This window comes from Streptomyces sp. NPDC007983, assembly GCF_042958345.1.
GTDB lineage: Bacteria > Actinomycetota > Actinomycetes > Streptomycetales > Streptomycetaceae > Streptomyces.
Genome location: NZ_JBIBJI010000007.1, coordinates 35,923 through 55,505, shown reverse-complemented (window position 1 = coordinate 55,505; position 19,583 = coordinate 35,923). Strand labels below are relative to the sequence as shown.

Sequence of the window (19,583 nt, the reverse complement as noted above, 5' to 3'; positions counted from 1 at the left end):
AGGCCGCCCAGATGCGCGTCGCCGTCTACATCCCCCTGCTGCTCTCCCTGCTCGCGCCCCTGGGAGCACGCCCCCTGTCGGAGCGATGCGAACCCCGCCTGGCGACGTGGCTGCTCACCGCCTCGGCCCTCGTACTGGGTGCGGCGACCACCATCTCGCTGGCGCTGCTGGCCGTCACCGGACTGATCCGCTTCCCCCAGCTCGCCGGCATCGGCCACTGGTCGGCCCACACCGCGCAGCGCGACGACCCGGCCGAACTGTCCGTCGCCCTGTTCGCCGGCCTTCTGCTCGGCGCCGCCGTGCTCATGGCCGCCCGCATGCTCTGGCAGCGCGTCCGCACCCTGGCTTCCGCCGCCCTGGAAGCGGCCTGCATGCCCACCAAAGACGGCCTGGTCGTGATCGAGGACGAGGCCCCGGACGCCTTCGCGATCCCCGGACTGCCCGGCCGCGTCGTCGTCTCCACCGGCATGCTGCGCACCCTGGACGAAACCGAGCGCCACATCCTGCTCGCCCACGAACGCGCCCACCTGGCGGCCCACCATTACGCCTTCGTCGCCCTCACCCAGCTCGGCGCCGCCGCCAACCCCCTGCTGCGCCCCCTGGCCACGGCCGTGACGTACACCATCGAACGATGGGCCGATGAGAACGCGGCCACCGCCACGGGCGACCGCGAACGGGTCGCCCGCACCGTCGGCAAAGCCGCCCTCGCCGCCCACCACGGCCCCGGCCGCGCCCCGGGCGCCTCGCTGGCCATCCTCGGCCGCCGTACCCCGCTCACCGTCGCCGGGCCCGTGCCCCGCCGCGTCGCTGCCCTCCTCGCGCCCCCCTTCGGCCGCCGCCCCGTCCTCGCCGCCGCGACAGCCACGCTCCTCGTGACCGCGGCCCTGTCCACCGCCGACGCCGCCCAAGATCTCCATGTCCTGCTGGAAGCCGTCGGAGCACGGTAGACCGGCTTCTGCGAAAGCGGCCCGGAGCAGCCGCACCAAGCCGCTTCCGGAACGACGACATCGCCTTGCGGCCGGGGCGGTCAGCCGACCGCGGGGTCCGGGGGTTCGACATGGAGCAGTTCCGGGGCGTCGGTGCTGCAGTAGACCAGCCCGTCGGGGTCCACGTCGCAGGGCGTGACCGTGCCGTCGTCGTACACGAGCCAGGCGAGCACGGGACGGCGTTCGAGGTATTCGGCGCCGCCGACGCCGTTCGTACCGCTGGGGCCGCCCGCGCCGCCGGGCGGCGGTGCGCCGAGGCGGTAGCAGACCGTCCAGCCCATTCCGGGCAACGCCCCGACGACCTGTGGACGTCGCTCGTATGCCAGGAATCCCGGGTGACGGTCAGCACGGACGACACGGCCCTTGTCCCCATGGGCCGCGTCGCCCGTGCCGCATATGTAGCCGACCAGTTCCGCCCCTTCGGGCAGCCACTCCACGATGTCGCACGCCTCGGCGTATCCGTTTCCGCGGTCGACGAGAGCGACCCATCGCTGGCCCATTCGGGCGGTGGCTTCCACGGGCGGTCCTTTCGACGGCTGGTCAGTCGGTCATCGGGTCATGTCATCGGGCCACAACGGCCCGCGGGGACGGCGGCCGGCCTCCCCGGGCCGCCGCCGCCAGCCGACGCGTGATCAGCGGCGTCACCAGGACGACGACCAGCAGGCGCAGGCTCTGCACGGTGGAGACCAGGGCGACGTCCGCGTGGGAGGAAACCGCGGTGGCGAGTACCGCGTTGATCCCCCCGGGGGTCGTGGCGAGATAGGCGTCGGTGAACGGAGTGCGCGTCAACTCGGCGAAGACCCACGCCAGCCCCGTGCAGCCGAGGCATACCGCCGCCATGCAGGCCGTGATCGGGGGCAGGAGGCGCCGCACCCTGACGAGCGTCTCGCGGGTGAACCGTACGCCCACGTCGAGGCCGACGAGGACGAAGACGAGGTTCTGCAGCACCCCGACGGGCGCGAAGCCCGGTACGACGCCGCTGAGCGTGGCGACCAGAGCGGCCAGCATCGGGCCGATCAGCAAGGGCGTGGGCACCCGCAGCCGCCGGCCGGCCCAGGAACCGGCGACGGCGATGACCGCGAGGGTGAACAGGCCGGTGAGCTGGTCCGGCCCCGCGACGACGTGGAGGAGGCCGGAGAAGAGGCCGGACCCGGCGGCGCCGCCGCCCGCGGCCGGGTGACCGCCCGCCGCCGAGGAGGCGGAGGTCAGCCAGTGGGCCGCGAGCGGGGCGGTGGTGGCGACGAGGCCGACACGCAGGTACTGGGTGAAGGCGACGAGCCGCACATCGGCGTTCAGCTCGTCGGCGCAGGTGACGATCGCGGCCGAACCGCCGGGCACCATGCCGAGGACGGCGCTGGGCCGGCCGATGCGGCCGCCGCGGGCCAGGAACCAGGCGACCGCCACACTCAGCGCGATCGTGGCCGCGGTGACCACGGTCAGCGGCAGCGCGACGGGCGCGGCGGAGAGGAGGGCGGAGGGGGTGAGGTAGCTGCCCATGAGCGCGCCGACCAGCGCCTGGGAGGCCCGGTTGGCCGGTGCCGGGAGCCGGTCGCGGACCATTCCGCACAACGCCAGGGCGGCGCCGACCAGCAGTGAGGACAGCAGGTAGGGGGCGGGAACGCCGAAGGCGGCCGCCGCGAGGCCCACGGCGTACCCCCCGGCGATGATCAGGGCCCAGAGCCCGAGGGGAGCCGCGCCCGAGGTGGTCGGAGCCGAGCGGGGGGAGACACGGGATTCGGAGGTGCGCGGGGCGGGCTTCGGCGCGGTACCGGCCGTGGGGGACGGATGTTCGTCCATGCGCCGCGGCGCGGAAGTCGGTGCCACAATTGGCGCCTTTCGTCGAATGGTGCAGGTCCATTGGACTCGATGCCTGAACGAAGCAGGCACTTCCCCACTGTGACGCTTACGGACTGTGCGGACACTGAGAGCGCTGAGTGAACGCTGAGGAGACCCTGAGAGCCCGCTGAGAGACGCGCGGCCGACCTGCGGTCCCGCCTCTAGACTCGCAACCGAGGATCAGTCTTCCGGCCGACGCGTCGGTACGGTCACGAGGTGATGTCGGGTGCGCGTGCTGGTGGTCGAGGACGAGCAGAACATCGCCGCCGCCGTGGACCGCGGCCTGCGCGCCGAGGGATTCGACGTGGACATCGCCGGGGACGGCGAGAAGGCTCTCGGCCTGATCAGGCACAACGACTACGACGTGATCGTGCTCGACCTCATGCTGCCGGGCCGCAACGGCTACGACGTCTGCCGGACCCTGCGTGCCGCGGGCCTCGCCACCCCCGTACTGATCCTCACCGCCAAGGACGGGGAGTACGACGAGGCGGACGCCCTCGACCTCGGCGCCGACGACTATCTGACCAAGCCTTTCTCGTTCGTGGTGCTGCTGGCCCGGATCCGCGCACTGCTGCGCCGCAGCGCCCCGCAACGGTCGCCCGTACTCCGTGCGGGTGATCTGTGGCTGGACCCCTCCGCGCACCGGTGCGGTCGCGGCGACGAGCGCCTGGAACTGACACCGCGCGAATTCGGGCTGCTGGAATTCCTGCTGCGCCACCCCGACACGGTGGTGAGCAAGACCGACCTGCTCGCCCAGGTCTGGGACGCCTGGTTCGAGGGCGACCCCAACATCGTCGAGGTCTATGTCGGCTACCTCCGGCGCAAGATCGACACCCCCTTCGGCCGGTCCGCCATCGAGACCGTGCGCGGTATCGGTTACCGGCTGGATGCGAAGGGCGGCTGAATGTCCCGACGCCTTCGCATCGGGCGTCCGGCATTCGGCCGGGTGCAGCGGTTCACCCGGAAGCTGAGTCTGCGGGCCCGGGTCACCATGTGGGCGACCATGGTCGTCGCCATCGCGATGGTGGCGGCCGGGCTCGGGCTGCTGCTCGGTCTCCAGCACTCCATGTGGAGCGATCGGGACAGTACCGGCCGCCAGCGGCTCTCCGACGTCACCGCCCTCGTCCAGCACGACCAATTGGGTTCCCTCATCCCGTCCAACGGAGGGGACGCCGACGTCGTCGAAGTTCTCGACACCCACGGGAAGGTGCGGGCCAGCTCCGACTACGACACCCGCCCGGGCAGCCCCAGCGGCTTCCCGGCCCCGCTCCCCCCGCGGGTGCTCGCAGGACACCCCACGACCGTGCGCGACCTCGGCATCGGCGACGGAGGCGACTTCCGCGTCCTGGCCCGGCCGATCCGCATCGACGGCCGCCCCGCGACCATCGTCGTGGGAGTGTCCCTGACCGAGGCCGAACACACCCTGTCCAGCCTCACCACGGGCCTGGCGATCGGCGTACCCGCACTGACCGCGCTGGTGGCCTGGACGATCTCGCTCACCGCCGGCCGCACCCTGCGCCCCGTGGAAACCCTGCGTCGCCAGGCCGCCGACATCACCGCGACCGATCTGCACCGCCGCCTCGACCTGCCCGTCTGCCAGGACGAGATCCACGCCCTCGGCGCCACCCTCAACGACATGCTCGCCCGCCTCGACGACGCCTCCATGGCCCAACGCCGCTTCGTCGCCGACGCCGCCCATGAACTGCGCAGCCCGCTGACCGCGTTGCGCGCCCAGCTCGAGGTCATGTCCAGCTACCCCGACCCCGGCCGGGACCCACAGATGGCCGCCACCCTGCTGGAGGACACGGTACGGCTGCACGACCTGGTGGAGGGACTGCTGGCACTGGCCCGCAGCGAGGACCCCGCCCGGTCGCGGTCACAGGTCGCGCGCGTCATCGACCTGGACGAGGTGGTACTGGCCGAGGTCCGCCGGCAGCGCTCCCTGACCCAGGCGGACATCGACGCCCGACGGGTCTCCGGCGGGCGGGTCCGGGGCGACGCCGAGGCGCTGCGCTGCGTCGTACGCAATCTGCTGGACAACGCCCGCCGCCACGCAGACCAGGCGGTACGGGTGACCCTGGGCGAACGCGGGAGCACCGTCGAACTCACCGTCAGCGACGACGGGTCGGGCATCCCGCCCGCGGACCGGGTGCGCGTCTTCGAGCGCTTCACCCGGCTCGATGAGGCACGGTCCCGCGAGGCCGGCGGTTCCGGCCTCGGCCTCGCCATCGTCGGAAAGGTCGTCACCGCGCACGGCGGCACCGCCCACGCCGACCAGGACCCCGCGCCGGAGGACGGCGGCCTCGGCGGGGCACGCCTGGTGGTCAATCTGCCGACCGCGCCCGCACCGCTCGAAAAGTGAGCGAAGCCGGCTCCGGCTGGGTGCCCGCGAGCCGCATGGTCTCTTCCGCGACATCTGAGGCGAGCCGGGCGGGGGCGCCGCGCGCCCCCTCGGACGCGACGGCGGCGGTCAGCGGGCCGCGTCGAGGGCGCTGAGCAGCCGTACGGTCAGCGAGCCGATGGGATAGTCCTTCCCGTCGGCTCCCTGGCTGAAGGTGTTCACCATCATCACCACGGCCGTCCCGCTGTCCCTGCAGAACGCCACGCAGGTGGTGAAGCCGCCGGTGCCGCCGTCGTGCAAGGCCATGGTGCGGCCGCTGGGCAGCGGGGTGAGGTGCCAGGCAAGCCCGAGCCACAAGCCCTTCCCGGCGTCGAAGCGCGGCCGCTGGGTCAGTTCGATGGCGTCGCGCAACGGGGAGCGTGCGGGGCGGAGTTGGGCGGCCAGGTAGCGCAGCATGTCGTCGGCCGTGCTGTAGATGGAGCTGCCCGCCCCGCTGAGCACGCGGTCGTGCCAGTCGGGAACCGGTATTCCCCCGGCGTGGCCCACGGCCTTGCGGAGCAGCATGTCCGGCCGCAGCGTCGTCGTGGTGTCGGTCAGGCCCAGCGGCTCGGCCACCCGGTGCCGCAGCATCTCGTCCACATGGTCGAAGGCGAGTGCCTGGCCGAGGAGTCCGAAGCCGAGGTTCGAGTAGGAGTATGTCTCGCCCGGTTCGGTGGCGAGGGTGGTCTTGCCGAGGCCCTCGGCCAGGTCGTCCAGCGTGTAGTGCGCGTACGGGTCGTACGGGTTCGCGCCGTCGAGGAGGCCCTCCGGCAGTCGGGGCAGGCCGGAGGAGTGGGTCGCCAGGTCCGCGAGGGTGATCCGGCGGGAGCCCTTGCGGGGTATGGGAAAGCGGGCGGGCAGGGTGAGCGGTGCGTCGAGTCGCGTTTCGCCCGCGGTGACGGCACGGGCGAGGGCCGTGGCGGTGAGCGTCTTGCCGATCGAGCCGAGCTGGAACACGGTCCGGCCGTCCGGCGTCCGCTTGCCCTCTCCGGCCGCGCCCGCCACGTACGTCCGTCCGCCCCGGATGACGCCGCACACCGCGCTCGGAGCCCCGGCGGCCAGCGCCTGGTCCAGGGTGTGCCGCACCCGTGCGGGCAGGGTGTCGTCGGCCGCGGCGGCGGTGCCGGGCAGGAGTGAGGCGCCCGTCGCGGCGGCCGCCGTGGTGAGAAGCGTGCGTCGGTTCATGAGTCATTCCCCCGTTGTCGGATTGCCTGGTGGCACCACCGCGGACAGCAGCACGAGCAGCGGTACGACCCGGCCCGCGGGCACCTGGTAGTGACCGCGTCCCTCGGCCTGGAGCCAGCCGGCCGCCGTGAGCTGTTTGAGGTGGTGGTAGAGCTGGCCGGTGGTGTTCAGCCCGGCGGTCTCCTGCAGTTCGGCCGCGGAGCGGGTGCCGCCCAGTACGGCGCGCAGCAGGGTGAGCCGCACCGGGTGGCCCAACGCGGCGTAGGGCGCGGCGTGTTCGGACCAGTCCGCGTCCAGCAGGCCGTCCGTCGTGGCGCCCTGCTGCCATTCGTAGCGCTGGCCGGTGGGCAGCTCGACCGCACCGGTGAACAGCACCTGCCCGTGTCCCGTGATCCGCCGGCGCAGCCCCTCCAGCGCCCAGAACACCTCGTTCCGGGGGGAGTCCGGTGCCTCGGACTCCAGCCGCGACACCCGTTCTTCGAGTGCGGCGACCCGCTCGTGCAGGGACTCGTCGGCCATGCGCGAGAGATTACGTTATTCCGGAATAACAGAGCAAGGGCTCCGGGCTGTTAGGGCTCCAGGCTGTTACGGCAGCACCGCGATCCCGTCCAGTTCGACCATCGCCTCCTCGTCCCACAGCCGGACGACGCCGATGACCGCCATCGCCGGATAGTCGCGACCGGCCATCTCCTGCCAGATCCGGCCGAGTTCGGGGGCGTAGTCGCGGTAGGCGGCGACGTCGGTGGCGTAGACGGTCAGCCGGGCGAGGTCGGCGGGGCTGCCACCGGCGGCCTGCAGCGCGGTGAGCAGATTGGTGAGCGCCCGGCGGAACTGGTCGGGGAGGGCGTCTCCGACGACCTTGCCGTCCTGGTCCAGCGCGGTCTGCCCGGCCAGGAAGACCAGTTGTCCGCCGGTCGCGGTGACGGCGTGGCTGAATCCGGCGGGCGGGGACAGCTCGGCGGGGTTGATGCGGTGCAGGGGTTCGGTCATCGGTACAGCTCCTTCGCGATGATCGTGCGCTGCACCTCGGTGGCGCCCTCGTAGATCCGGGGCGCGCGCACCTCACGGTAGAGGTGTTCCAGCGGATGGCCACGGCGCAGTGCGCGGGCGCCGTGGATCTGGACGGCCGCGTCCACGACGTACTGCGCGGTCTCGGTGGCCAGCAGCTTGGCCATGGCCGAGCGCCGGGCGATGCCGGGCTCGCCGTCGTCGTACGCGGCGGCCGCCGCGTAGACGAGCAGCCGGGCGGCCTCGGTGCGGGTGGCCATCTCGGCGAGCTGATGCGCGACGGACTGCAGATCCTTCAGGGGCCCGCCGAAGGCGGTGCGGCTTCCGGCGTGCGCCAGCGAGGCGTCCAGTGCCGCCTGCGCCATGCCGACGGCGAACGCGCCCACGCTCGGCCGCAGCAGGTTGAGGGTGCGCATGGCGACACGGAAGCCCGCGTCCGGTACGCCCAGCACGTCCTCGCCGGTGACCGGGACGCCGTCGAAGACGAGGCGGCCGATGGGGTGCGGGCTGAGCATCTCCAGGGGCTCGCCGCCGAGTCCGGGGCGGTCGGCGGGCACCAGGAAGGCGGTGACGCCGCGTGAGCCCGCGCCCGGGGTGGTGCGGGCGAAGACGGTGGTGACGTCGGCCTCGGGCGCGTTGGAGATCCAGCACTTCTCACCGGTCAGCCGCCAGCCCCCGGCCCCGTCCCGGTCGGCCCGCAGGGTGAGCGCGGCCGCGTCCGATCCGGCGTCCGGCTCGCTCAGCGCGAAGGCGGTGACGGTGCGTCCGGCCCGGACCCCGGGCATCCAGCGCTCGTACAGCTTCTCGCCGCCGGACAGCACGATCGGGTACGCGCCGAGCCCCTGGAGGGCGAGCGCGGTCTCGGCCTCCGTGCACTCCATGGCCAGCGACTCGCGCAGCAGGCACAGGTCGAGCGCCCGGACCGGCCCGTCCTCCGGGAACAGCCGCTCCAGCAGGCCCAGTTCGCCCAGCGCTGCGGTCAACGGCCGGTTGATCCGCCCCGGCGTACCGGCGTCCGCGAGGGGGCGCAAGCGCTCGCGGGCCAGCGCGCGCAGCCGCGCGCACCAGCGCCGCTGCTCCGGATCCAGTGCGAATGACGGCATCGGGGCCCTCCCTCGGCGCGACCCTTGTTCGCGACTATCGCGGGATATTGACTGTCGTCACCATCACGTTACGCTGACAAAGCGGCTTCAGACAGCCATCCGGCAGGCACATCGGGCAGGCAGGGGGGCGCATCCTCGATGGAGCTCAGGCCTTCGGCACACCTCGACACCTTCGCCCGTGACCACCTCCCGCCCGCCGACCAGTGGCCCGGGCTCCTCCTCGACCTGCCGGGGCCGCGCCGCCCCGACCGGCTCAACTGCGGGGCCGAATTACTGGATCGCACCGTCGAGCGGTACGGCCCGGAGCGCACCGCCGTGCGCGACGGCTCCGGCGCGGTGTGGACGTACGGGCACCTCCTCGCACACGTCGACCGCATCGCGCACACCCTCACCACCACGCTCGGCGTCGTCCCCGGCAACCGGGTGCTGCTGCGCGGCCCCACCTCCCCCTGGCTGGCCGCCTGCTGGCTCGCCGTCATGAAGGCGGGCGCGGTCGCGGTGACCGTCCTGGCCGCGCAGCGGTCCCGCGAACTGGCCACCATCTGCGACATCGCCCGGGTCGGGCACGCGCTGTGCGACGCGCGGTGCGCGGACGACCTGGTCAAGGCGGAGGTGCCGGGTCTGCGCACCCTCACCTACGGCGGTGACGCGCCCGACGACCTGCTGCGGCTCGCGGCCCGCGCGCCCGCGTCGTACGAGGCCGTGCCGACCTCCGCCGACGACGTCGCCCTCATCGCCTTCACCTCGGGAACCACCGGGCGGCCCAAGGGCTGCATGCACTTCCACCGCGATGTCCTCGCCGTCGCCGACACCTTCTCGGCCCAGGTGCTGCGGCCCACCCCCGACGACGTGTTCGCGGGCAGCCCGCCGCTCGGCTTCACCTTCGGCCTCGGCGGTCTCGTCGTCTTCCCCCTGCGCGCCGGGGCGTCGACGCTGCTGACCGGCCGGGGCGGGCCGGACCGGCTGCTCGCCGACATCGCCCGGCACCGCGTGTCCGTGCTGTTCACCGCCCCGACCGCCTACCGGGCGATGCTGAACCGGCTGCGCACCGAGCCCGCGGCGTACGACCTCTCCTCGCTGCGCCGCTGCGTCTCCGCCGGGGAGAACCTGCCCGCCGCCACCTGGCACGACTGGCACCGGACCACCAGGCTGCGCATCATCAACGGCATCGGCGCCACCGAACTGCTCCACATCTTCCTGTCCGCCGCCGACGACGCGATCCGCCCGGGGACGACGGGCGTCCCGGTGCCCGGCTTCGAGGCCCGCGTCGTCGACGCCGGCCTGCGCCCCGTCCCCGACGGCGAACCGGGCCTGCTCGCCGTGCGCGGCCCGACCGGCTGCCGCTACCTGGCGGACGAGCGCCAGCGCTCTTACGTACGCGACGGCTGGAACCTCACCGGCGACACCTACATCCGGGACGCGGACGGCTACTTCCGCTACGTGGCCCGCGCCGACGACATGATCATCTCGTCCGGGTACAACATCGCGGGCCCCGAGGTCGAGGACGCCCTGCTGCGCCACCCCGACGTGGTCGAGGCCGCGGTCACCGGAGCGCCGGACGCGGAGCGCGGCACGATCGTCGTCGCCCATGTGGTGCTGCGCGCGGGCGTCCCGCGGACCGAGGAGACCGTGGCCGCCCTCAAAGCCTTCACCACCGCCGAACTCACCCCCTACAAATGCCCGCGCCGCTTCGTCTTCCTCGACGCGCTCCCCCGCACCGCCACCGGCAAGCTCCAGCGCTACCGCCTCCGCGACAGCGCTCTACAGTGACCCCGTGAACGGCCAGCACACCCCCCGCTCCCTGATCGTCACCCACTACGGCGCCTACGGGCGCGGCGCCGCCGACCGCCCCGCCGGGCCGGTGCCCGTCGCCGCCCTCATCCGGCTGCTGGGCGCCGTCGGCGTCGACCCGCCCTCGGTGCGCTCCGCCGTCTCCCGCCTCAAGCGGCGCGGCCTGCTGGTCGCCGACCGCACCGCCACCGGCTCCGCCGGGTACGCCCTGTCCGCCGACGCCCGCCAGCTCCTCGACGACGGCGACCGCCGCATCTACCCCCGCCCCGCTCCCGGGCCCGACCGCTGGCTCCTCGCCGTCTTCTCCGTCCCCGAGCAGGAGCGCAACAAGCGCCACCTGCTTCGCTCCCGCCTCTCCCGCCTCGGCTTCGGCACGGCCGCCCCCGGCGTCTGGATCGCCCCGGACCGCCTCTACGACGAGACCCGCCACACCCTTCAGCGCCTCGGCCTCGCCTCCTACGTCGACCTCTTCCGGGGCGACCACGCGGGCTTCACCCCCACCGCCGAGGCGGTCCGCCGCTGGTGGGACCTGGACGAACTCGCCTCCCTCCACCACGCGTTCCTCACCGCCCACGAGCCCGTCCTCACCCACTGGACGCATCACGCCCCCACCCCCGAGGCCGCCTACCGCGACTACCTCCTGGCCCTCGACTCCTGGCGCCACCTCCCCTACGCCGACCCCGGCCTCCCCTCATCGCTCCTCCCCGCCGACTGGCCCGGCGCCCGCGCCGCCACCGTCTTCGCGGCGCTGCACGACCGCCTGCGCGACGCGGGCGCGCAGTACGCGGAGGCGGCCTTGCGCGGAGCGGCGGTGAGACCGCCCTGATGGCACTCGCAGCCCTGGGGTTCGCCCTCATACCGTGGCTATGGGCCCTCGCCGCCGCCATCCCTTTCCGCCGGGCCCGAACGGGACTGCTCTGGGCCCTCCTCCACCTGTCCGCCACCGGTGCCCTCCTGCTGTGGCTACGCGCCCACGCGGGCGGGGAGACGGCAACTCTGGCAAAGCTCCTCGCCCCGCCGCTGCTCGCCGGCGGCGCGCGGCTCGCGTACGAGATCCACCACCACCTCACCGGCGACGCGCACGACAAGCCCTGAGCCCAGGAGACACGGTGTTCCCTCTCCAACGAGGCGCGACCGGTTTCTTCCGGCCCCAGGACGGCCCGCTCCCGGAAACCGACGTGCGCATCTTCCGCGCCACCCTGCACGCCGCCGCCCGCGCGGCCGGGGGCCGTGTCGGCGATGTGGTGGAACAGACGTACCCCCGGACCTTCCACACCGCCTCGATCATCCGGCGCGACGACGAGCGTGTCGTCCTGTGCCATGCCCATCACTCCTGGATCGCCTTCGCTGAGGAGCGGCGGGACTGGTACGAGGACGGCTTCGCCTCCCCACCATCTTGGTCGGACGTCTTTTCGGCCTCAGGGTTCGACGTACTGACGGCCGAGCACCTGGGGACGCCTCTCGCCGACCTGGATAGGTCAGGGTTCTCGCGAGCCGATTGGCACCAGATCAGCTACTTCGGGATCACCACGCTGGGCGGAGTCCTCTTCAACTCCTGGGACTGACGGGGAAAGGCGAATCGGCAGTTCGGCCCAAACCACCTTGCCGCCCGTGGTGCGGTAGGAGCCCCATCGAAGTGCCAAGAGACGTACGAGCAACAGACCACGCCCATTTTCCACATCGCCGGCAGGTGCCCACCCTGTGGGTCGAATGTCGGCCACACCTTCTAAGTCCATTGATTTAATAAGGCGATCGTCTTACGGTGCTCAGAGATCCCCGACACCGGAGGAGTCCCCCCATGACGGAAGCCGTCCCCGACTACCCGTTCGAGCAGCCGAACCTCCTGGAGCCCCCGCGCGAGTGGGCCGAGACGCGGGCCGCGTGCCCCGTGGCACATGTGCGGATGCCCAGTGGGGACGTGGTCGGTCTGCTGACCGGGTACGAGGAGATCCGCGGGCTGCTGACCGACCCGCGGTTCAGCCGCAACCTCGACCGCAAGGGCGCCGCGCGCATGGCGACCACCGAGGACGGCGGGATGTTCAGCCGGCCCTCCCCGGGAGAGGTGGACAACAAGGAGGGGCCGGGGCACCGGCGGTGGCGGCGGCTGATCAGCCGCGCGTTCACGGTGAAGAAGATGGAGGCGTGGCGCCCGCGCGTCCAGGAGATGGCCGACGCGCTGGTGGACGACATGATCGCCAAGGGGTCCCCCGCGGATCTCCGCGCGGCGCTGGCGCTCCCCCTTCCGGTGCAGGTGATCTGCGCGCTGCTCGGCGCGCCGAGCGAGGACCAGGACAGGTTCGCGCACTGGTCGGAGGTACTGCTGACGCTGACGCGCTACACCCAGGCCGAAGTGGACGAGGCACAGCGGGACTTCCACGCCTACGCGTCGGATCTCGTCGAGCGCAAGCGGGCGCGTCCGGGCGAGGACCTGCTCAGTGAGCTGACCCAGATCTCCGACAGCGAGGACGGACGGCTCAGCCACGACGAGCTGATCTCCACCGCGGTCGGCCTCCTGCTGGCGGGGCACGAGACCACCTCCAATATGATCCTCAAGATGACGGCGATGCTGCTGTCCGAGCGGGAGCGCTACGAAGCCGTGGTCGCCGACCCCGGGCTGGTCCCCGGCGTGGTGGAGGAAGCGCTGCGGATGGACGCGAACGGCGGCGTGGGCATCCCCCGGTTCATCACCGAGGACACGGAGGTCAGCGGGGTGCCGGTCGCCGCTGGGAGCACGCTGTTCGTCAATCTGCACGCCGCCAACCGGGACGAGCGCAAGTTCCCCGAACCCGACCGGTTCGATCCGCGCCGCGAGAACAACGCCCAGCACCTCGCCTTCGGCGCGGGACCGCACTTCTGCGTCGGCCAGACCCTCGCGCGGGTGGAACTCCAGGTGGTCCTCGACACGTTCATCAGGCGGCTGCCCGAGCTGCGGCTGCGGGAGTCCCCGGAGAATCTCCGCGCCCGCGAGGGAGTCGCGGCGGGCGGTTTCGAGGACATGTGGGTCACCTGGTGACGGCCGGCGAGGAAGGTACCATGAAGATCACTGCTGACCAGGGAGTCTGCTGCGGCAGCGGGATGTGCGTGCTCAGGGCCGACCAGGTCTTCGACCAGCGTGAGGAGGACGGGATCGTGGTCGTGCTGGACGACGCTCCGCCTCCGGAGCACTTCGACGCCGTCCGTGAGGCGGCCTCGGTGTGCCCGACCGGTGCCATCCACCTGACGGAATGACCCTCCCAGCGGAATGACTCTCTCCGGCCCGGCTGCCCCGCCCTCTCCCCGCTCGGTGCTCGCGCGGGACAAACTGATGCGCACCGCCGAGCGGCTCTACGCCGAGCGCGGCTTCGCGAACGTCTCGGTCAGGCAGATCAGCGAGGCAGCCGGCCAGCGGAACAACTCCGCGGTGCAGTACCACTTCGACAGCCGTGACAACCTCATCAAGACGATTCTGTCGAACCACACCGCGCTCGTGGAGAAGCACCGCATCGCCATGGTGGAGGCGCTGCGCGGGCAGGACACCGTGTCCCTGGAGGAGCACTACCGCTGCCTCATCCTGCCGACCGTAGAGACCCATATCGAAGCGGGCACCCCCACGTGGCGCGCCCGCTTCTTCGCCCAGGCACTCGTCGAACCGGTGTTCCGCGACTACGTCCTGCGGGAGCATCTGGACAGCCCGTCCCTGCGCCTCCTGGACGAGATCGGTGCCATTCGCCGGGACGACATCCGCCCCGATCTCTTCGCCCGGCACGGCGCCATGGTGCGCCAGCTCTCGGCGCACGCCTTCGCCGAGCTGGAGTACGACCTGGCGAACGGCCGTATCGACCCCGCCGCGGCGGTGGATTCGTGGCGGGTACTGGGCCAGGACCTGATCACAGCCCTGTGCGGGCTCAGCACCGCCCTGCTCGGTCCCCTCTGAGGTTCTGGAGCGCGAGCCGGGGCCGGGGGGCGTCGGTGCGGCCCGTGGGGGGTTTGCGGCTGCCCGCCCGGTACGGCAGGGGCCAGGGGGCGGCGGGGCCGGAGTAGTCCTGGTCGGCGGCGGCGTGCAGGGTCCAGTGGGGATCGTAGAGATGGGGGCGGGCGAGGGCGCAGAGGTCGGCGCGGCCCGCCAGGATGAGGGAGTTGACGTCGTCCCAGGAGGAGATGGCGCCGACCGCGATGACGGGGACGCCCAGCTCGTTGCGGATGCGGTCGGCGTAGGGGGTCTGGTAGGAGCGGCCGAAGTCGGGGGTCTCGTGGGGGACGACCTGGCCGGTGGAGACGTCGATGGCGTCGGCGCCGTGGGCGGTGAAGGCGGCGGCGATGGCGACGGCGTCGTCCGCCGTGGTGCCGCCGTCGGCCCAGTCGGTGGCGGAGACGCGGACCGTCATGGGGCGGTCGTCGGGCCAGACGGCGCGGACGGCGTCGAAGACCTCCAGCGGGTAGCGGAGGCGGGCGCCGAGGGAGCCGCCGTAGGCGTCGGTGCGGTGGTTGGTGAGCGGGGAGAGGAAGCTGGAGAGCAGATAGCCGTGGGCGCAGTGGAGTTCGAGGAGGTCGAAGCCCGCGCGGGCGGCGCGTTCGGCGGCGCGGACGAACTGGTCGCGGACGGCGGCGAGTCCGGTGGCGTCGAGGGCGTGCGGGGTCTGGCTGACGCCGGGGCGGTACGGGAGGGGCGAGGGGGCGACGAGGGGCCAGTTGCCGTGCGGGAGGGGGAGGTCGATGCCCTCCCACATCAGCCGGGTGGAGCCCTTGCGTCCGCTGTGGCCGAGCTGGACGCCGACGGCCACGCCCGGCGAGTGGGTGTGGGCGAAGTCGGTGACGCGGCGCCAGGCGCTCTCGTGGGCGTCGGCGTAGAGGCCGGTGCAGCCGGGGGTGATACGGCCTTCCGGGCTGACGCAGACCATTTCCGTCATCACCAGCCCGGCCCCGCCGAGCGCCCGGCCGCCGAGGTGGACGAGGTGGAAGTCGCCGGGGGTTCCGTCGTGGGCGGCGGAGTACATGTCCATGGGGGACACGACGACGCGGTTGCGGAGGGTGAGATCGCGGAGGCGGAAGGGGGTGAACATGGGCGGGGTGGCGGCGGGAACGGCGGCTTCCCGCTCCACCGTCTCGATGAATTCCGTATCGCGCAGCCGCAGGTTGTCGTGGGTGACGCGGCGGCTGCGGGTGAGGAGGTTGAAGGCGAACTGCCGGGGCGGCTGGTCCAGATACAGCTCCAGGTTCTCGAACCACTCCAGGCTGGCGCGGGCCGCGCGCTGGGTGGATTCGACGACCGGGCGGCGTTCGGCCTCGTACGCGGCGAGCGCGTCGGGCAGGGCGGGGTGTTCGTCGAGGGCGGCGGCCAGGGCGAGGGCGTCCTCGACGGCGAGTTTGGTGCCGGAGCCGATGGAGAAGTGGGCGGTGTGCGCGGCGTCGCCGATGAGGACCGTATTGCCGTGTGACCAGCGCTCGTTGACGACCGTGCGGAAGGCGGCCCACTGGGAGCGGTTGCCGCGCAGGGGGTGGCCGCCGAGGGCGTCGGTGAAGAGCTTGGCGCAGCGCTCGGTGGACTCGCGTTCGGTGCACTGGTCGAGTCCGGCGCGCCGCCACACCTCTTCCCTGGTCTCGATGATGACGGTGCTGGCGGCCGGCTCATACGGGTAGCCGTGGAGCTGCATGACGCCGTGCCCGGTCTCGGCGATCTCGAAGCGGAAGGCGTCCAGGGCGATGTCGGCGGCGAGCCAGATGTAGCGGCAGCGGTGGGTGGTGATGTGGGGGCGGAAGGCGTCGGCGTGGGCCTGGCGGGTGGCGCTGCCCGCCCCGTCGGCCGCGATGACCAGGTCGTACGTGCGTGACAGCTGCTCGGCGGGCGGCGCCTGGGTACGGAAGCGGAGCCGTACGCCGAGGGCCTGGCAGCGCTCGTGGAGGATGCGCAGCAGCCGGCGGCGGCCGAGGGCGGCGAAGCCGTGGCCGCCGGAGGTGAGCACATGGCCGCGGTGGGCCACGTCGATGTCGTCCCAGCGGACGAACGCGTCGCGCAGGGCGGCGTAGACGGCCGGGTCGGCGTGTTCGATGCCGCCGAGGGTCTCGTCGGAGAGCACGACGCCGAAGCCGAAGGTCTCGTCGGGTCCGCCCCGCTCCCAGACGGTGATCTCGCGCCGCGGGTCGAGGCGGGCGAGCAGGGCCGCGGCGTAGAGGCCGCCGGGGCCGCCGCCGACGACGGCGATGCGGAGGGGCCGGCCCGGGGAGGGGGCGGGTGCGGTGGTCATCGGCCCTGCCACCGGGGGGCGCGGCCGGCGGTGAACGCGGCGTGGAACTCGGCGTAGTCCGCGCCGGTCATCAGCAGCGCCTGGGTCGACGCGTCCATCTCGATCGCGGCGGACAGCGGCATGTCGAGTTCGGCGGTGAGCAGCGCCTTGGTCTGGGCGAGGGCGAGGGAGGGGCCGTCGGCCAGCCGCCGGGCGAGCGCCGCCGCCTCGGCCCCGGCCTGTCCCTCGTCGGCCAGCACGCTGATCAGTCCGATGCGCTCGGCCTCGGGGGCGCGGACCGGTTCGCCGAGCATCAGCAGCCGGGTGGCGTGGCCGAGACCGACCACGCGGGGCAGCAGATAGGCGGCGCCCATGTCGCCGCCGGAGAGCCCGACCTTTGTGAAGAGGAAGCAGAAGCGGGCCGACGGGTCGGCGACCCGGAAGTCGGCGGCGAGCGCGAGGACGGCGCCCGCGCCCGCGGCGGCGCCGTGCACGGCGGCCACCACCGGGAAGGGGCACTCCCGCAAGCCGCGGACCACCTGCCCGGTCATCCGGTTGAAGTCGAGCAGCCGGCGGGTGTCCATGGCGAGGGTGGCGCCGATGATCTCGTCGACGTCGCCGCCGGAGCAGAAGCCACGGCCCTCGCCGCCGAGCACCAGGGCGCGTACGGAGCCGTCGCGGGCCAGCTCGGCGAGGAGGTCGCGCAGATCGGCGTAGGCGCCGAAGGTGAGCGCGTTGAGCTTCTCGGGGCGGGCGAGGGTGACGGTGGCGACGCCCTGGTCGAGGGTGAGGCGCAGATGCCGCCAGTCCTCGGTGCGGGGCGCGGAACCGGTGAATGGACTCATGGGGGCCATGGCCTCCTTCAGCCGGACGGCTGGGTCTGCCTGGTGCCTGCCTGGGTGCCTGCCCTTCGAAGTTATCACCGGTACGTGACTGTCGTCACGAGCGCGCGATAGGGCGGATGCGTGACCGGGGAGGACATAAGTCCTCCCAAGAGTGGTCCATGGCCCCTTCCGGCACTATCGTCCGCTTCATACCGTCAAGGGCTGCGGTGTCCCTCCTCCCCGCCGACCGACTGGACCAGTACGTTGCCCGATCCCACCCGCGCCGCCACCTGGCGCTTCGCACTGCCGCACACCACGGCCGCGGTGCCGCTGGCCCGTGCGCTGATCCGCAACACGCTGGCGGACATCGGCGCGCCCGTGGACGGCGACACGGCGGAGCTGCTGACGGCCGAGCTGGTCGCCAACGCCGTGCAGCACACGGCCGGGGACGAGCCGATAGAGCTGGTGGTGGAGCTGGTGCCGACCGGCGGCTGGCAGGTCGAGGTGCACGACATGGACCCCACCCCGCCCGGCGGGTTCGGCGGACCGGACGTCCACGGTCCGGGCGGCACACGCGAGGCCGCACGGGACGGCGTGCGCGATGACGTGCGGGAGGGCGTACGGGACGGCGTGCGCGATGACGTGCACGAGTCCGACGGCCCGGGCCGCCCCGAGGGCCCGAAGAGACCCGACGCCCTCGCCGAACAGGGACGCGGACTGCTGCTCATCCGCGCCCTCAGCGCGGACACCGGCTACCGCCCCACGCCCTACGGCAAGGCCGTCTGGTTCACCCTTCCCCCCACTCCCCCGGCTTCCTCCTAGGACGACGGGTCAACCCTTCAAAGGGATATGGGTACCCCCGCCCGCTCACGGGCGAGCCGCTTTGCCTGGATCTCCTCAACACCCGCTGGGTCGACCGCGGCACCATGCCCCATGACCTGCTGGACACCCTCGACGGGCTGGCCGTCTGGCCGGACTCGGCGGGGCTCGCCGACCGGGCCGAGCCCGACCAGGCCGCGCTGGACGCGCTGCTCGACGTACCGGCGGCGCTGCCGACCCTCGTCGAGCGGGGCCACACGGGCCCGGCCGCCGACACCCTCAACCAGGCCCTGGCGCACGGCCGCGTCCTCCGGTCCCTCGGCCCCGACGGCCCCGAGGAGACGGCGCGGACCGACTACCCCCATCAGCTCCCCGCCTGGCTCGCCGCCGACCCCTACGGAGCGCCGAGCGTCGCGACCAGCACCGCCTTGATGGTGTGCATCCGGTTCTCCGCCTCGTCGAAGACGACCGAGTGCTCCGACTCGAAGACCTCCTCGGTGACCTCCAGCTCGGTCAGCCCGTGCCGCTCGTGGATCTCCCGGCCCACGTCGGTGCCCAGGTCGTGGAAGGCCGGGAGGCAGTGCAGGAACTTCACGGCGTCGTTGCCGGTGGCGCGCAGCACGTCCATCGTCACCGCGTACGGCCCCAGCAGGGCTATCCGCTCGTCCCACACCTCCTTGGGCTCGCCCATGGAAACCCAGACGTCGGTGGCGATGAAGTCCGCGCCGCGCACGCCCTCGGAGACGTCCTCGGTGAGGGTGATCCGGGCGCCGGAGGCCTTGGCCATCTGACGTGCCAGCTCCACGATGGTGTTGTCCGGCCACAGCAGCTTGGGCGCGACGATCCGGACGTCCATGCCCAGCAGGGCGCCGGTGACGAGGTAGGAGTTGCCCATGTTGTACCGGGCGTCGCCGAGGTAGGCGTAGGCGATCCGGTCCAGCGGCTTGGTGCTGTGCTCGGCCATGGTGAGGATGTCGGCGAGCATCTGGGTGGGGTGCCACTCGTCGGTGAGGCCGTTGTAGACCGGCACTCCGGCGTGGGCGGCCAACTCCTCGACGACGCCCTGGCCGTGTCCGCGGTACTCGATCGCGTCGTACATCCGGCCGAGCACCCGCGCCGTGTCCTTGACCGATTCCTTGTGCCCGATCTGCGAACCGGTCGGGTCGAGGTACGTGGTGGAGGCGCCCTGGTCGGCGGCGGCGACCTCGAAGGCGCAGCGGGTGCGGGTGGAGGTCTTCTCGAAGATCAGGGCGATGTTCCTGCCCTGGAGCCGACGCGTCTCCGCGCCCGCGCGCTTGGCCGCCTTCAGCTCGGCCGACAGGTCGACCAGGTGCCGGAACTCCTCCGCGGTGAAGTCCAGCTCCTTGAGGAAGTGGCGGCCGGTCAGGTCAATCGCCATGGGGTGGGCTCCTATATCGCGGCGGTCGAGCGGGTCGAGCGGTCGGGCGGGT

General features: G+C 72.6%; 20 protein-coding genes and 1 pseudogene. 12 read left to right on the top strand and 9 right to left on the bottom strand.

What is annotated here, in order from left to right:
• Positions 1 to 11: 11 nt before the first annotated feature.
• Positions 12 to 947, top strand: a complete 936-nt coding sequence (locus tag ACFZCY_RS22865) for a M48 family metalloprotease (protein ID WP_391176143.1) — start codon at positions 12 to 14, stop codon at positions 945 to 947.
• A gap of 80 nt (positions 948 to 1,027) precedes the next feature.
• On the opposite strand, the gene ACFZCY_RS22860 is transcribed toward ACFZCY_RS22865, so the two are convergent.
• Positions 1,028 to 1,504: a hypothetical protein gene (locus ACFZCY_RS22860; protein ID WP_391176140.1), complete on the bottom strand. Its 477-nt coding sequence runs from the start codon at positions 1,502 to 1,504 to the stop codon at positions 1,028 to 1,030.
• A gap of 43 nt (positions 1,505 to 1,547) precedes the next feature.
• Positions 1,548 to 2,810, bottom strand: a complete 1,263-nt coding sequence (locus ACFZCY_RS22855; RefSeq protein WP_391176137.1) for an AbrB family transcriptional regulator — start codon at positions 2,808 to 2,810, stop codon at positions 1,548 to 1,550.
• 238 nt (positions 2,811 to 3,048) lie between these two features.
• Between ACFZCY_RS22855 and ACFZCY_RS22850 the strand changes: the two genes are divergently transcribed.
• A complete protein-coding gene (locus tag ACFZCY_RS22850; protein ID WP_391176135.1) occupies positions 3,049 to 3,726 on the top strand; it encodes a response regulator in 678 nt (225 codons plus the stop codon).
• A complete protein-coding gene (locus ACFZCY_RS22845) occupies positions 3,727 to 5,184 on the top strand; it encodes an ATP-binding protein (RefSeq protein WP_391176132.1) in 1,458 nt (485 codons plus the stop codon).
• Between the two features lie 108 nt (positions 5,185 to 5,292).
• On the opposite strand, the gene ACFZCY_RS22840 is transcribed toward ACFZCY_RS22845, so the two are convergent.
• From ACFZCY_RS22840 to ACFZCY_RS22825, 4 genes are all read right to left on the bottom strand, one after another.
• Positions 5,293 to 6,387: a serine hydrolase gene (locus ACFZCY_RS22840; protein ID WP_391176128.1), complete on the bottom strand. Its 1,095-nt coding sequence runs from the start codon at positions 6,385 to 6,387 to the stop codon at positions 5,293 to 5,295.
• A 3-nt stretch (positions 6,388 to 6,390) separates the two neighbouring features.
• The gene (locus ACFZCY_RS22835; protein ID WP_391176125.1) at positions 6,391 to 6,906 is read right to left on the bottom strand and encodes a helix-turn-helix domain-containing protein; all 516 of its coding nucleotides are present in this window, start codon (positions 6,904 to 6,906) and stop codon (positions 6,391 to 6,393) included.
• 66 nt (positions 6,907 to 6,972) lie between these two features.
• Positions 6,973 to 7,377: a Rid family hydrolase gene (locus ACFZCY_RS22830; RefSeq protein ID WP_391176122.1), complete on the bottom strand. Its 405-nt coding sequence runs from the start codon at positions 7,375 to 7,377 to the stop codon at positions 6,973 to 6,975.
• The gene (locus ACFZCY_RS22825; protein WP_391176118.1) at positions 7,374 to 8,498 is read right to left on the bottom strand and encodes an acyl-CoA dehydrogenase family protein; all 1,125 of its coding nucleotides are present in this window, start codon (positions 8,496 to 8,498) and stop codon (positions 7,374 to 7,376) included. Before ACFZCY_RS22825 ends, ACFZCY_RS22830 begins: the two co-directional genes overlap by 4 nt.
• Before the next feature lie 138 nt (positions 8,499 to 8,636).
• Here ACFZCY_RS22825 and ACFZCY_RS22820 point away from each other — a divergent pair, with 138 nt between their 5' ends.
• From ACFZCY_RS22820 to ACFZCY_RS22790, 7 genes are all read left to right on the top strand, one after another.
• Positions 8,637 to 10,268 (top strand): AMP-binding protein, encoded by a 1,632-nt coding sequence (locus ACFZCY_RS22820; RefSeq protein ID WP_391176115.1) that lies wholly within the window; start codon positions 8,637 to 8,639, stop codon positions 10,266 to 10,268.
• A gap of 4 nt (positions 10,269 to 10,272) precedes the next feature.
• Complete coding sequence (locus ACFZCY_RS22815) at positions 10,273 to 11,115, top strand: PaaX family transcriptional regulator C-terminal domain-containing protein (protein WP_391176112.1); 843 nt, start codon at positions 10,273 to 10,275, stop codon at positions 11,113 to 11,115.
• Positions 11,115 to 11,384: a hypothetical protein gene (locus tag ACFZCY_RS22810; RefSeq protein ID WP_391176109.1), complete on the top strand. Its 270-nt coding sequence runs from the start codon at positions 11,115 to 11,117 to the stop codon at positions 11,382 to 11,384. The genes ACFZCY_RS22815 and ACFZCY_RS22810 overlap by 1 nt, the downstream gene beginning before the upstream one ends.
• A 14-nt stretch (positions 11,385 to 11,398) precedes the next feature.
• The gene (locus ACFZCY_RS22805; protein WP_391176106.1) at positions 11,399 to 11,854 is read left to right on the top strand and encodes a hypothetical protein; all 456 of its coding nucleotides are present in this window, start codon (positions 11,399 to 11,401) and stop codon (positions 11,852 to 11,854) included.
• Positions 11,855 to 12,087: 233 nt separating this feature from the next.
• Entirely contained in the window at positions 12,088 to 13,302 is a 1,215-nt protein-coding gene (locus tag ACFZCY_RS22800; protein WP_391176103.1) for a cytochrome P450, read from the top strand.
• Between the two features lie 20 nt (positions 13,303 to 13,322).
• Positions 13,323 to 13,517 carry a ferredoxin gene (locus ACFZCY_RS22795; RefSeq protein WP_361484670.1) on the top strand — a complete coding sequence of 65 codons (195 nt, stop codon included), beginning with the start codon at positions 13,323 to 13,325 and terminating at the stop codon, positions 13,515 to 13,517.
• Positions 13,518 to 13,530: 13 nt separating this feature from the next.
• Positions 13,531 to 14,202 carry a TetR family transcriptional regulator gene (locus ACFZCY_RS22790; protein ID WP_391176099.1) on the top strand — a complete coding sequence of 224 codons (672 nt, stop codon included), beginning with the start codon at positions 13,531 to 13,533 and terminating at the stop codon, positions 14,200 to 14,202.
• Here the strand turns inward: ACFZCY_RS22790 and ACFZCY_RS22785 are convergent.
• Complete coding sequence (locus ACFZCY_RS22785; protein WP_391176096.1) at positions 14,174 to 16,510, bottom strand: bifunctional salicylyl-CoA 5-hydroxylase/oxidoreductase; 2,337 nt, start codon at positions 16,508 to 16,510, stop codon at positions 14,174 to 14,176. The two genes, ACFZCY_RS22790 and ACFZCY_RS22785, sit on opposite strands and share 29 nt — an antisense overlap.
• Positions 16,507 to 17,334: an enoyl-CoA hydratase family protein gene (locus ACFZCY_RS22780; RefSeq protein ID WP_391176093.1), complete on the bottom strand. Its 828-nt coding sequence runs from the start codon at positions 17,332 to 17,334 to the stop codon at positions 16,507 to 16,509. Before ACFZCY_RS22780 ends, ACFZCY_RS22785 begins: the two co-directional genes overlap by 4 nt.
• A gap of 243 nt (positions 17,335 to 17,577) precedes the next feature.
• Between ACFZCY_RS22780 and ACFZCY_RS22775 the strand changes: the two genes are divergently transcribed.
• Both ACFZCY_RS22775 and ACFZCY_RS22770 read left to right on the top strand, forming a co-directional pair.
• A complete protein-coding gene (locus tag ACFZCY_RS22775) occupies positions 17,578 to 18,135 on the top strand; it encodes an ATP-binding protein (RefSeq protein ID WP_391176090.1) in 558 nt (185 codons plus the stop codon).
• Between the two features lie 104 nt (positions 18,136 to 18,239).
• Positions 18,240 to 18,443: pseudogene (locus ACFZCY_RS22770) on the top strand (hypothetical protein); the annotation flags it as partial.
• A gap of 83 nt (positions 18,444 to 18,526) precedes the next feature.
• On the opposite strand, the gene argF reads toward ACFZCY_RS22770, so the two are convergent.
• The gene (argF, locus tag ACFZCY_RS22765) at positions 18,527 to 19,531 is read right to left on the bottom strand and encodes an ornithine carbamoyltransferase (protein ID WP_391176086.1); all 1,005 of its coding nucleotides are present in this window, start codon (positions 19,529 to 19,531) and stop codon (positions 18,527 to 18,529) included.
• Between the last annotated feature and the right edge of the window lie 52 nt (positions 19,532 to 19,583).